General features: G+C 43.7%; 7 protein-coding genes and 2 pseudogenes. 8 read left to right on the forward strand and 1 reads right to left on the reverse strand.

The window, feature by feature from the left end:
* The first annotated feature begins 2 nt into the window (after nt 1-2).
* Nucleotides 3-2,258: a TonB-dependent receptor domain-containing protein gene (locus G3341_RS09495; RefSeq protein ID WP_163861475.1), complete on the forward strand. Its 2,256-nt coding sequence runs from the start codon at nt 3-5 to the stop codon at nt 2,256-2,258.
* A gap of 255 nt (nt 2,259-2,513) precedes the next feature.
* On the opposite strand, the gene xseA is transcribed toward G3341_RS09495, so the two are convergent.
* On the reverse strand, nt 2,514-3,893 hold the full coding sequence (gene xseA, locus G3341_RS09500; protein WP_163861479.1) for an exodeoxyribonuclease VII large subunit: 1,380 nt from the start codon (nt 3,891-3,893) through the stop codon (nt 2,514-2,516).
* A 171-nt stretch (nt 3,894-4,064) separates the two neighbouring features.
* Between xseA and guaB the strand changes: the two genes are divergently transcribed.
* From guaB to G3341_RS09535, 7 genes and pseudogenes are all read left to right on the forward strand, one after another.
* Nucleotides 4,065-5,531: an IMP dehydrogenase gene (gene guaB / locus G3341_RS09505; protein WP_154624339.1), complete on the forward strand. Its 1,467-nt coding sequence runs from the start codon at nt 4,065-4,067 to the stop codon at nt 5,529-5,531.
* Nucleotides 5,532-5,617: 86 nt separating this feature from the next.
* Complete coding sequence (gene guaA, locus G3341_RS09510; protein ID WP_154624338.1) at nt 5,618-7,195, forward strand: glutamine-hydrolyzing GMP synthase; 1,578 nt, start codon at nt 5,618-5,620, stop codon at nt 7,193-7,195.
* 306 nt (nt 7,196-7,501) lie between these two features.
* Nucleotides 7,502-8,687 (forward strand): annotated as a pseudogene (locus G3341_RS09515) (tyrosine-type recombinase/integrase).
* Nucleotides 8,665-9,927, forward strand: a pseudogene (gene trbL / locus G3341_RS09520) (P-type conjugative transfer protein TrbL); the annotation flags it as partial. The pseudogenes G3341_RS09515 and trbL, both read left to right, overlap by 23 nt.
* Before the next feature lie 27 nt (nt 9,928-9,954).
* Nucleotides 9,955-10,437 carry a HigA family addiction module antitoxin gene (locus G3341_RS09525; RefSeq protein WP_244316501.1) on the forward strand — a complete coding sequence of 161 codons (483 nt, stop codon included), beginning with the start codon at nt 9,955-9,957 and terminating at the stop codon, nt 10,435-10,437.
* A gap of 151 nt (nt 10,438-10,588) precedes the next feature.
* The gene (locus G3341_RS09530) at nt 10,589-11,596 is read left to right on the forward strand and encodes a PIN domain-containing protein (protein WP_148407672.1); all 1,008 of its coding nucleotides are present in this window, start codon (nt 10,589-10,591) and stop codon (nt 11,594-11,596) included.
* A gap of 279 nt (nt 11,597-11,875) precedes the next feature.
* Nucleotides 11,876-14,026, forward strand: coding sequence for a nuclease-related domain-containing protein (locus G3341_RS09535; protein ID WP_163861482.1), 2,151 nt, complete (start codon nt 11,876-11,878; stop codon nt 14,024-14,026).
* Nucleotides 14,027-14,264 lie beyond the last annotated feature (238 nt).

Consider the following 14,264-nt stretch of genomic DNA (forward strand, 5'->3'; position numbering starts at 1 on the left):
TAATGAATAACAAATTAAAACTACTAGGAGCCGGGTTATTATATACAGGGCTTTATGGAATTGCTTTAGCAGAAGACACACAGCGACAAGATAATAAAGACATCATAAACTTTAGTAAGTTAAAGGTTTCAGGTGCACAAACACAAACACCATTGGTTAAGGCTTTAGAACGACCAGGAGCATATAGCGCTGTTGGTACGGAGAATAAACTAGAAGGATTAGATAAAATTATTCGAACAATGCCAGGGACTTATACTCAAATGGATGCAAGTCAAGGTACTGTAAACGTGAATATTCGCGGCTTAAGTGGTTTTGGTCGCGTTAATATGATGGTTGATGGTGTTACCCAAACTTATTATGGTATTTCACCGAGTAATTATACTCACGGTCAGCAACCTAATAATGATTTTGGAGCGTTAATTGATCCGAATTTTATCGTTGAAGTTGAGGTTGAAAAAGGTCAATTAAATGGGGGGAACAGTGTTAATGCTCTTGCAGGGAGTGCCAATTTTAGAACAATTGGCATTGATGATGTGATATTCGATAAGCAGTTATATGGCGTAAGAAGTAAGGCGCGTTGGGGAGATAATGGCTTAGGTTATAACGGAATGGTTGCCGTTGCAGGAAAAACATTAACGAATTCAGATAATGGGTATTTTGGGGGATTGATGGCGGTCAGTGGACATAATATCCCTAGTTCCTATAAAAATGGTGCGGGTTATAATAGTGATGATTTTGCAACGGATAACACCTTTAAACAAAAGCCACAATCACAATTAGCTAAGTTAAAATATAAACCTAATGATAGCCATGAAATAGAGCTCAGTGGTCGTTTATATCAAAATAAATTAACGCGTCGTAAAATAGATAGTGAAGATTATTATATTAAATATAAATATACGCCACTTAATGAGCTAATTGATACTGAATTAATGATTAACTATGGTAATAGTAATCAAAAATTTAGCGGTGATTCATTAGGGTGGGCTTTACGACAAGGAGAATCTAAAAATATTTCCGAAGGTATTAATTTATCCAATACTAGCCGTTTTTCGTATGGTGATATGGATTATGAATGGCAAATTGGCTCTAAGTTGATGAAAAACAAATATGAGCGAAATGTCTCTAGTGCGGTTAATAAGGATACCTTGATTTATAATGCATTCTCACCAAGTGGGACATTAGATCTATCCAGCCTTTATACGCAATTTAACGTCAAATATGATATTTACAGCGCATCATTGAATTTAAATTACATGCACTATCAATTAAAAGGATTTAAACCTGCTTGTGACGATGATGTGAAATGTTTCCCTCAAGGAGATGCTTCAATCGATTTACGTGAAGGGGGATTCAATCCAGGCGTGCTACTCTCAGCTGAAATTATCCCAGAGTTTCAGCCTTTTGTGAGTTATTCTCATTCGATGCGCGCGCCTAATTCACAGGAAGTCTTTTTTTCTCAAAATGGCGGTAATTCGATGAACCCGTTTTTAAAAGGGGAAAAAGCACAAACATGGCAAATAGGCTTTAATAGCGTCAAACCTGATTTAATTGTACAAGGTGACCAGTTCAATATGAAAGCACTCTGGTTCAATACAAAAGTGAAAGATTACATCACGAGTAAACCTTATTTGCTATGTCGACCAAGAACAGAAGCAGAATTTGCATGGTGTTTAATGAACGACGATGTCTGGGATAAAGAGTTTCCTGATTTTATGCAGAAAAGTTATATCTATATGAATGATCCAAGAAACGTTAATTTACGTGGTTATGAACTGCAAGCTAATTACGATGCAGGCGTCTTCTATTCAACATTGTCTTACACCAAAGAAACCAGTGCTCAGCCTGTCTCAATTGCCAGTGTTGCTGACTTCAGTGCAGGTGATCTGACTGAGTTACCTGATTATTATTTGACGCTGGATAGTGGCGTTAGGCTATTCGATGAAACATTGAAATTAGGTTCGACTATTACAGTAACAGGACCTGCTAAGCGGATCGGTGTGGAATCGCTGGTCGACAATAATGGTGATGCATTTAAAGATAAATATGAAAAGCAACCTACCATTATTGATCTTTATGCTGATTATAAAATCAATAAAAATGTCAAATTGATGTTCTCGGTGAATAATGTGACGAATGAGACGTATTCGGATGCCTTAAATCGTTCAAACTCTACCGCTATTATGGAAGAACGCGGGAAGAATAATGCCACTGCAAGAGGGCGTTCCTATATGCTTGGGGGAGAAGTTCGTTTCTAACTTAATTATTGGGGTATCTAGATTAGATACCCCTTAAGACCCTTGATAGCGGTATGAGGCCTATCTCGCGGGTTAAAGGCTATTAATCCTCAAAAATCAGTCTATTATTTTCTGTTGATACGGGCCAATAGGACTCCTGCATTGGCTCGCCATTTTAAAACTGTCTGATCTTGTCCTTGCTAAATTTGATGACATCTTTTCAAAATTAACCTTGAGAAATAAATAGGTTGAAAATTTTGAGAATAACCGATTCATTTATTTGCTGATTGAGCGAGGTGTACGTTTCGCTTTCATTTTAGTCACCTCAGTGACTTCACTTTCTACCCAACCATCATTGAGGCGTGTTTTCAATTTCTGCCCCAATTTCACCTGTGAAGTCTTTTTCACCACAGTGCCATCGGCCGTTTCACTGATACTAAAGCCTCGAGCTAAAGTGGCCAGTGGGCTAACAGTTTCCATTTTTGAGCAAGCTACCGCAAAGCGCTGTTTATAGCGATTAAGTAACTCGGTCATCATATTTTGCAGATGATATTGCGTTTGCTGTAATGAGCTGTGTCGTTTTTGCAATAAAGGGCGCAAATCTTGTTGTGACAGTCGACGCTGTAACTGATCATAGCGCAACTGAGCAACTTGTAAGCGTCGAGTCATCGCTTGATTGATCTTCTGATTTAGAAGACTCAATTGGTGCTGTTGTCTAGCTAAACGAAGTTGTGGATGTTGCTGCTGCAAGCGATGCTGTAAGCGGCTAAAGCGTTGTTGCTGGCCTGCAAGATAATAATCCATTGCCATTTCAAGGTGCTGTTGAGCGGATTGCAATTGACGTATTAGTTCAAGTTGATTGCGGCTGACTAACTCAGCCGCAGCTGAAGGTGTAGGCGCTCGAACATCGGCAACAAAGTCGGCAATCGTGACATCGGTTTCGTGGCCAACTGCACTGACAATAGGCAGTCGACTAGCAAAAATCGCTCTTGCCACAATTTCTTCGTTAAAAGCCCACAGGTCCTCTAATGAGCCACCACCACGTCCAACAATCAATACGTCGCATTCATGACGAATATTTGCTAATGCAATCGCTCGTGCAATTTGTGCAGGGGCTTGCTCACCTTGAACCGCAGTCGGATAGATAACGACTGGCAGTGAAGGATCTCGGCGACGTAAAATATGCAGAATATCGTGTAAGGCTGCTCCTGTTGCCGATGTAATGACGCCAATACGTTTAGCAGGAGAGGGCAGTGGTTGTTTATGTATGGCATCAAACAAGCCTTCCGCCCCTAATGCCTGTTTGAGCAATTCAAAACGCTGCTGTAAAAGGCCTTCACCCGCTGGCTGCATGCTGTCAATGATGATTTGATAGTCACCCCGAGGCTCATAGAGTGTTACCGTTGCACGAACTAAGACTTGTTGGCCATTTTGAGGCCGAAAAGTTACACGCGCATTTTGCCCGCGAAACATAGCCGCACGAACTTGCGCCTTGTCATCTTTCAACGTCAGATACCAATGACCAGAGCTAGGCTGCGAAAAATTCGATATTTCGGCGGTCAGCCAAATTCTCCCCATCTGACGGTCTAAAAGTTCACGAACCGCCTGATTGAGTTTGCTGACAGAATAAATTCCACTATTTTCTTGAGTTGACATGTGAGCTAGATCAAATTCTAAAACAATGACTTAATTGATTGATACTAACCTAGTCAGAACAGTTATCAAGTTTTTTTTCAAAAAAGGACTGGAGGCAAACGGTTTCGGTGTGTATAATGCCGCGGCAATATTTTATACCTTTCCACAACGCTGCCTGGTGAGATATTGCCTATGTTACGCATTAAAAAAGAAGCACTAACTTTCGACGACGTATTGCTCGTTCCTGCACACTCAACCGTATTACCAAACACGGCCGATCTATCAACTCAATTAACTGCAACTATCCGCCTGAACATTCCGATGCTCTCCGCAGCGATGGATACAGTGACTGAATCTGACCTTGCGATTGCTTTAGCTCAGGAAGGTGGTCTTGGCTTCATTCACAAAAACATGTCTATTGAACGCCAAGCGGAAGAAGTTCGTCGCGTGAAAAAACATGAAAGTGGTGTCGTGACTGACCCTGTCACCGTAACACCTGATACAACAATCCGTGAAGTTCAAGAAATGGCTGAACGTAATGGTTTTGCTGGTTACCCTGTCGTTGCTGCTGATAAATCCCTAGTGGGGATTATTACCGGTCGTGACGTGCGTTTCGTTACTGATTTGGATCAGCCAGTAACTGCGGTGATGACACCTAAAGAGCGCTTAGTGACGGTCAAAGAGGGTGAGGCTCGTGAGATCGTGCTACAAAAAATGCATGAAAAACGCGTCGAAAAAGCCCTCGTCATTGATGATAACTTTCATCTGTTAGGAATGATCACCGTTAAAGACTTCCAAAAAGCAGAACGTAAACCAAATGCGTGTAAAGATGAACAAGGTCGCCTACGTGTTGGCGCGGCTGTTGGCGCTGGTGGTGGTAACGAAGAGCGTGTTGACGCGCTAGTTGCTGCGGGGGTTGACGTGCTGTTAATTGACTCTTCACACGGTCACTCTGAAGGTGTTTTACAACGTATTCGTGAAACCCGCAAAAAATATCCTGACCTGCCAATCATCGGTGGTAACGTTGCTACTGCTGAAGGCGCAAAAGCGCTGGCTGAAGCAGGAGTTAGCGCCGTTAAAGTCGGTATAGGTCCGGGTTCTATCTGTACAACACGTATTGTAACGGGTGTTGGTGTACCACAAATTACCGCTATTGCAGATGCTGTAGAAGCACTCGAAGGCACAGGGATCCCTGTCATTGCGGATGGGGGTATTCGCTTCTCGGGAGATATTTCTAAAGCGATTGCAGCAGGCGCTGCTTGTGTGATGGTTGGCTCAATGTTTGCTGGAACTGAAGAATCTCCGGGTGAAACCATCTTGTTCCAAGGTCGTAGCTATAAAGCTTACCGTGGTATGGGGTCACTGGGCGCGATGTCTAAAGGTTCTTCAGACCGTTATTTTCAATCTGATAATGCAGCTGACAAGCTGGTTCCAGAAGGGATTGAAGGACGTGTGGCATACAAAGGTCGCCTAAAAGACATTATCCATCAACAAATGGGTGGACTACGCTCCTGTATGGGTCTAACAGGATGTGGTACTATTGACGCCCTGCGTACTAAAGCCGAGTTTGTCCGTATCAGTGGTGCGGGTATTCAAGAAAGCCACGTACATGATGTGACCATTACTAAAGAGTCCCCGAACTACCGTCTGGGGCAATAATCGATAATGATTCAGGGTAGCTCCGCGAATAATGGCGGAGCTACCAATTTTCTATTTTTGACTTGAATTTTTGGAATTCTCCTCAAATGACAACAAATATCCATAAGCATCGCATTCTTATCCTTGATTTCGGCTCACAGTACTCACAATTGATTGCTCGCCGTATTCGTGAAATTGGCGTTTATTGTGAACTCTGGGCGTGGGACGTATCAGAAGAGCAAATCCGTGAATTCAATCCAAATGGTATCATCCTCTCTGGTGGCCCAGAAAGTACGACAGCAAATGATAGCCCACGTGCGCCTGATTACGTGTTTAATGCCGGTGTGCCTGTCCTTGGTATCTGCTATGGCATGCAAACTATGTCAATGCAACTCGGTGGTGCAGTAGAAGTTTCTGGTGAACGTGAATTTGGCTACGCACAAGTTGAAATCAAGGAACAATGTGATTTATTCCGTGATATTCAAGACTCACTCAGTGAAAATGGTACGCCAGTACTGGAAGTGTGGATGAGCCATGGCGATAAAGTGACGGCTATCCCAGCAGATTTTAAAACTATCGCAAGCACTCCAAGCTGCCCATTTGCCATCATGGCCAATGAAGAGAAAAAATTCTACGGTGTTCAATTCCACCCAGAAGTGACTCATACATACCAAGGCCTGAATATCTTGAAACGCTTTGTACAAGATATTTGTCATTGTGAAGCACTGTGGACACCAGCCGCAATTATCGATGATACAGTCGCACGCCTGAAAGAGCAGATCGGTGATGACCATGTGATTTTAGCCTTATCAGGTGGCGTCGATTCTTCTGTAACCGCATTACTGTTAAACCGTGCGATTGGTAAACGTTTGACTTGTGTATTCGTTGATAATGGCTTATTGCGTTTAAACGAAGCTGATCAAGTCATGGAAATGTTTGCAGGTAAATTCGACCTGAATATTATCCATGTTAAAGCTGAAGATCGTTTCCTTGGTGCGCTGGCGGGTATTCATGATCCTGAAGCAAAACGTAAAGCGATCGGGCATGTCTTTATTGATGTTTTCGATGAAGAAGCCGCTAAACAGACGCAAGTAAAATGGTTGGCGCAAGGGACGATTTACCCAGATATTATCGAGTCTGCGGCATCAGCGACAGGTAAAGCGCATGTTATTAAATCTCACCATAACGTCGGTGGATTACCAGAAGACATGAAACTGGGCCTTGTTGAGCCTCTGAAGGAACTGTTTAAGGATGAGGTGCGTAAAATCGGCCTTGAGCTTGGACTACCTTATGACATGCTATACCGTCATCCATTCCCAGGCCCAGGCCTTGGTGTACGTGTATTAGGCGAAGTGAAAAAAGAGTATTGCGACCTGCTACGTCGTGCCGATGCGATCTTTATTGAAGAGTTGCATAAAGCAGAGCTTTACCACAAAGTTAGCCAAGCTTTCACTGTATTCTTACCTGTACGTTCAGTTGGTGTGATGGGGGATGGCCGTAAGTATGATTGGGTTGTTTCTCTGCGTGCTGTTGAAACTATCGACTTTATGACAGCACATTGGGCACATCTACCTTATGACTTCTTAGGTCGTGTCTCAAACCGCATCATCAACGAGGTCGATGGTATTTCTAGGGTCGTGTACGATATCAGCGGCAAGCCACCAGCAACAATTGAGTGGGAATGATTTCGCGTCTGGCACGACCAGGCACTTGATGGCATAAAAGTCCGCTAAGCCCGCGTAATTGCGGGCTTTTTTATTTTTTCGTCAGGCACTTTCTGGCAGCTGTTAGCAACGGGAAGCACGGTTTTTTCAATGGAATTTTTGATGGTACTCTCTGGTTTCGAATTCAGGTTTGAAAAAGTACCATGTGATAAATTTCGTTTGAGTTATGGTATTTGTTTTTTATAACTCAATTAAAAACAGATAGTTAAACAACTTTTCTGAATTTTTTACAACATGGTATTTTTTGATAAAGGAAAACAATAAACCATGTTGACTGACACCAGGCTGCGTCACCTTAAGCCGAAGGAGAAACTCTATAAAGTTAATGATCGTGATGGTCTGTATGTTGCGGTCACTCCGGCTGGAACTATTTCATTTCGTTATAACTATTCAATAAACGGAAGACAGGAGACCGTTACTTTTGGCCGCTATGGTGTTGGAGGGATCACGCTTGCAGAAGCGCGTGAACGGCTCAATGAAGCCAAAAAAATGGTTGCCAGTGGAAGATCGCCTGCGAGGGAAAAAGCCAGAGATAAAGCGCGTATCAAAGATGCGGAGACTTTTGGGGCGTGGGCTGAGAAATGGTTACGCGGTTATCAAATGGCTGAATCGACGCGTGATATGCGGCGTTCGGTATATCAAAGGGAGTTGAAGTCAAAATTTGCCCAGCAGAAACTTAGTGAGATTACACATGAAGACTTACGCGCATTAACCGATAACATTGTCGAGAGAGGCACCGGCGACAGCTGTACACGCCAGAGAGATTGTATTGCAAGTCTATCGCTGGGCTATTGAGCGCGGTCAGAAGGTGGAGAATCCAGCTGATCTGGTACGGCCTGCAAGCATAGCGAAATTTGAGCCTCGAGACAGGGCATTGACGCCAATTGAAATTGGTCTGATGTATCGGTACATGGAACGGGTAGGAACGACGCCATCAATCAGAGCAGCGGTTAAACTTTTGCTGTTAACGATGGTACGTAAAAGTGAGCTTACTAACGCAACCTGGAACGAGATCAATTTTAGTGAGGCATTATGGACGATACCAAAGGAGAGGATGAAACGACGTAATCCACATTTGGTTTTTCTTTCCAGACAGGCAATGGATATTATGATTGCTCTCAAAACCTTTGCCGGTAGCTCTGATTTTATCCTTCCTTCGCGGTACGATTCCGATGCGCCAATGAGTAGCGCTACTTTAAACCGGGTTTTGACACTGACGTATCGCCTGGCTCAGAAAGAAGGGGAGTTGTTGCCTAAGTTTGGTCCCCATGACTTACGGCGTACAGCCAGCACCTTGCTACATGAGGCCGGGTACAATACTGACTGGATTGAGATGAGCCTTGCCCATGAACAAAAAGGGGTACGAGCTGTTTATAACAAGGCTGAATATCGTGAGCAGAGGGCTGAGATGCTACAAGATTGGGCGAATAACATGGACAACAGTAATTGCTGACTATGCAAATTGGCTCTTCTGGGGGCTGGTATTAATAAGTATGGTTTGGATATTTGGCATGATGGCGATGCAAGGGGAAGGGTTGACAGGCGTACTTGCTGAAATAGTTCGCTTTTTTGCCGTCATTGGTTTTTTTTACTATCTTTTAATCAATGGCCCATCCATATCTCAATCCATAATTAATTCAATGAGACAACTTGCAGCAAATGCTTTAGGAATAAGTACTGGTATTTCGCCCTCAAGCATAGTTGATATGGCGTTTGCGATATTAACAAAGGTCAGTTCAGCCGCATCAATTTGGTCGCCAATGATATCCACCATTATGATAACGGTCGCGATAATCGTTTTGGTAGTGATGTCCCTTATAGCGATAAATATGCTAATCATGTTGGTTTCTGCATGGGTGTTATGTTATGCAGGAGTTATATTGCTTGGATTTGGTGGTTCGAAATGGACCTCTGATATAGCAATTAATTACTTACGAACTGTTTTATCGATTGGCATTCAATTATTCACGATGACATTAATTATTGGGATTGGACAATCATTTTTAGATCAATATTTTTCTCTTATTAAAGATGATGTTCCTGATCTAAATAGTCTTATTGTTTTGCTTTTGGCGTCAATTATCCTATTAGTATTAACGAATAAGCTACCACTGTTGTTATCAGGTGTTGTAGGAGGGGGATCTTTACAAGGGATTGGTGGATTTGGGGCGGGTATGATTACCGGCGCTGCCGCTACTGCCATCAGCGGTGCTGGAACAATGGCAATGGGGGCATCAGCTCAACTCAGCGGCGGAGCCTCTGCATTAAAGGCAGCGTTCGAGTCTGCGCAAGCTGCCATGGCCGAAGAATCTGGTTCAGGTGGTGGAGGCAGTTCCGGTGGAGGATTTGGCGGCGGGGAAGATACCGGTTCTGTAGATACTTCTGGAGGCCAACCCTCAGGCAGTTCCGGTGGTTCGTCAGCAGGGAGCTGTTCAGTTAGCACCAGTGGAGGAAGTCAGGGGTTTGCTTCATTCTCACGAGCTGGCCGCATGGCAAGCCATATGGGAAGCAGCATGGCCAACGGAGCTGCTGAGTACCAGAAAATGAAGCGAAGTAGCAATTCTTCTCGTGTCCAACAAACTATTGGAGGGGAGTTGGCGACTCAGATACGTAAGCAGACAGCTACTCATCGGGATAACTGCGAACATGATGATTTTGCCGATGATAGCTTATCGGGTAATAATAAATCTTGAGTCACGTGCGTCAGTTAACGAGGTAGCGTGAGCTGGCGCTTTCACTGTGCGAACTTTACTCCTGCAATTCAAAGGAAAAACATGTCCAGGACTCCCTATACACGGTTACGTATTGAGGGCTTCCGCAAAGCAGAGGCTTCCCTGAGACTTGAAGGAATGGACCCCAGTGGTACGCCACTGTACGAGTCCATTAAGGCACGTATTATTTCAGGTGAGCTTACGTATGAGCAGGGGCGTTCAGAGATTCTTGCATACTACACAAAAGCAGATACCGCCGGGCCTGTGACAGTGGGAGAAATTCTGACAGAAGAATTTTTAAAACCGCTGAACATGTCTCATGATGAACTGGCGGAAGCTATGGGTATCTGCAAGCGGTATATTGACGATATTATCTGCGGTTTGCGTCGTCTTACGGATGATGAGGCTCGGGTTCTTGCTGCCGTATTTGGTACTGATGAGGATTTTTGGAGCAATCTGCAGAAGTTGCAAGATCGGAAGAAACGACGGTAAAAATAGTAACTCAATGCCATGATACCTGCGCAGCCCCTCAAGTGTCATGAAAGTAGTTCTTCAAGTCATAGCATCTTGAAACACCTTAGATTATCAGGTAACGATCTTATACAATATAGGTCTTTGACTTTCATAACTTCTGGGAGCTTTAATGCATCTAATAATGCTCGATACATGTGTTTGGCTTGATATTTCCTCTAAAAAAGCTGAATTGCCAATGCTTACTGCCATCGAGCATCTGGTAGGGGATGGGAGTATCAAAATACTACTGCCCGATCTAATACGTGCCGAGTACGAACGAAATAAAGATAGGGTGATTGAGGCTACGCGAAAACGACTCTCCAGTGAATTTCGAGTAATTAAAGGGGTAATTGAGTCTTTTGGCGTTGAAGGTAAAGATACTGCGCTCAGGACCTTAGATGATGTTAATCACAGATTGCCTATTCTTTCCGAAGTTAATCAAAATACAGTAAATCGTGTTACCAAACTTTTTGACATGGCCCACGAAGTTATAATCTCTGATGCCGCAAAAATAAGAGCGGCAGAGCGGGCTATCGCTAAGAAGGCACCGTTCCATAAGCAGAAGAATAGTGTGGCTGATGCAATGTTAGCAGAGACTTTCCAAGAGTTTCGGCTGTCGCACATAAGTGAGTACGAAACCTTTAGATTTGTCACTCACAATGTGACGGATTTTTCCGGCAAAGACCACAGGCAGCCACACGACGATTTCGCAGATATTTTTGACGGCAACAGCTCTTTATTCTTTAACACCACAAGCTCTGCAATCGAGGATCTGCTCGATCTTGAAGAATTTCACTATGAGAATAGCTTTGCTTGGGAGGACGAAACTCGTGGGCTTCAGGAAATCATGTCTGCGATGGACGAGCTCTTCGATAAAGTTTGGTACAACCGCCATATGAACATGATGTATCACATAGATAATGGTGATATAGAGGTAGTCCCCGTTGGCACAAAACGCCACGGCAATGATGTGATTCACGAAGATATCCTCGACCAAGCAAAAATTGCAGCCCAACGAGTCAGGGATAAATATGAAGATACTGGGCCTTGGAGCGACTTTGTTTGGGGGATGCTCAATGGGAAGCTTTCTGCCCTGCGATGGGTCTTGGGGGATGAGTGGGACATGCTTGATACGTAAGTAAGGATTATATCGCTTCTATCCATAAAAATATGTGTCGATACCGTTCGACCAAGATTATGGGTTAGATGAAAGACAGATCACATGACGAAGCTATGACGGTATTTTTCCGTGCCAACCCAAATTATGCTACTGAACTGCTTGATGAGGTTAGGCGTAGTGGGGATTCAGCAGAACTTGCCATTTTTGTTCGACAGGTAACTACTGCAAACTTGAACAACGAGGATGATGGGAGAAGAGAATGTTCTTCCATGCTGTAAATAATTTTGGGGGGAAAATATGGAAAAACCGAGAGACGAAGCCCATATTTTTGAGGATTTGGCAGTATTAGCTTGTTCGCCAGGATATGTTCATGCGATTGCGCAAATTTGTAATCGCGATAACGTCATTCATATTAAGGGAACGCTAAAGCCATCTGACATGGATCGATTGTTCAGTGGTGAGCGCCTTATACGGACGGAGCTTACGACGTTGCTTGGTCTCGTGGTAAAAGGACCGTTGGACCTAACCAAGCAACTGAAAGCTGTAATTGATGGCTATGTCCAGCGTACTGATGCGCTTATGCAGGAGCTTCACAACGCAATGTCCTATCCAATCTTCGCTTCTATGTCTGAAGCGATGAAGCAGGGAGGGGAGCCTCCAAACCCGTGGCATGGGCCAGGGATGCGAGAACTAATCTTTTACGGTACAGAATCAGCTTATGCTTTCCAGTATAGAGATTTAGTGCCAGAAAAGTTTGGGGCGGATGATGAATGGCTGCTTAAAAACAAAGGCTTCACTTCTGGTCAGGCGCGCATCATAGCGAAGACAATGTGCACTTTGATGGATGAGAAGGGAACGAAACTTATCGCGGATTTTCAATCAGATGGAGGCTCTCTAGCGACTTGGTTGCCAGTATTCGAGTTCTCGCTAGATGAAGTGGTATTCCACAGTGGTGTTGAGGGCAATATAGTTCAAGCCTTCTTTGCTGCATTTCTCTTTTCAGGGCATAACGATGGGTTTAAGGAGGTTGGGGATTTCAATGAGGTCGCTGCTCGACCGCTCATACCGACCGGGCATGGAACTGTACTTCTCTTTTCACATTACGCCATTTACGAGGCATTATACGAATCTCCATTCTTTTGGATGTGGGACGACAAGGCTTATCGCCCGACAGCTGCTGAGCATCGCGGAGCTTTTACTGAACAATTTGCTGCACGCCGCCTATCTAGGGTTTTTGGCAGTGAACATGTTCATGCGAATGTAAACCTATATCGTGGTAAAGATATTGTTGCTGAGGTTGATGTTCTGGTCATATACGGAGATCGACTCATCGTTTTGCAGGCGAAGGCTAAAAAGCTAACTATTGCAGCACGCAAGGGCAACGACAACCAGCTAAAGGCCGACTTCGCTGCCGCCATTCAGGATTCGTATGATCAGGGGTGGGTGTGTGCGAATGAACTGCTTGCTGGAGGATGCCGGTTGGTGGATGACAACAAGAAAGACATAGCTCTTCCGACTAGCATCAAAGATATCTTTTTGTTCAGCCTTGTGTCTGAACACTATCCTGCACTTGCCTTTCAGGCAAGTCAGTCACTGAAATTCCAGACTACCAATGTCATCCGTCCTCCGTTCGTAATGGACGTTTTCCTCCTAGATACGTTGACGGAAATGCTGGCAACGCCATTGCGTTTTCTAAGCTATGTAAAATTAAGAGTGGCTGTATCAGATAAGTTGATGAGTGGGCATGAGTTAACCGTGCTTGGCTATCATCTTAAGCAGAATCTCTGGCTAGATGGAAATTACGACCTAGTGATGCTTGAAGATTCTGTCGCACAAGATTTAGATGCGGCGATGTTAGTTCGCAGAGATAATCTTCAAGGTGATTATACCCCAGCAGGCATACTCACGAAAATGCGAGGAACACGTTATGAAGATTTGATTAAAGAAATTGAGAATAGAGCAGACCCGGCAACACTTGAACTCGGGTTCCACTTGCTTTCAATGAATGAGGATGCTTGTAGAAATGTTCACCGCATACTTGAAACTATCATAAGGAAAGCGCAGTTCGATGGTAAGCGGCATGATGTTACTCTGGCCTCGAGAACTCCACCTTGTGGAGTCAGCTTTCATTGTAATCCAAAGGTATCTCCTGAAGCGGTTGCTGTGTTGGAAGCTCACTGTGCAAAACACAAGTATCAGCAACATGCAGCTCAATGGTTTGGAGTTTCTGTAAGTCCGAATGGGCGAGTCCAGTTCGGCGTGACGTTGGATTATCCATGGGCGGCGTCTGACGAAATGGAACGACTTACAGCTGACATGAAACCAGCATCTAGAGTAAGTGATGCTTTACCTCCATTTTTACGAGAAGGTAGGCGGATGAAACTTGGGCGAAATGAACCGTGTCACTGTGGAAGTGGAATCAAGTACAAAAAATGTTGTTTAAAATAGATTGGCGGGATATTTTTTTTGATTATTTTTAGTTGCGATTTGAGTTTTAATTATTTTTTTATTTAAGTTTTATTTTATTTTGATGTTTTGCGTGAGGTAGCATTTCATTAAATTTTGCTTGGTCATGAAAGCGGTGAAATACATCTGAATTTGCGTGTTTTTGTGGGGCTTTGAATCGCTACGGATAATCCCGGAAAAAATTATCCACTACAGTAAGTGCTCGAAATCTCGACGTAAC

The organism is Providencia vermicola, assembly GCF_010748935.1.
GTDB classification, from domain to species: domain Bacteria; phylum Pseudomonadota; class Gammaproteobacteria; order Enterobacterales; family Enterobacteriaceae; genus Providencia; species Providencia zhejiangensis.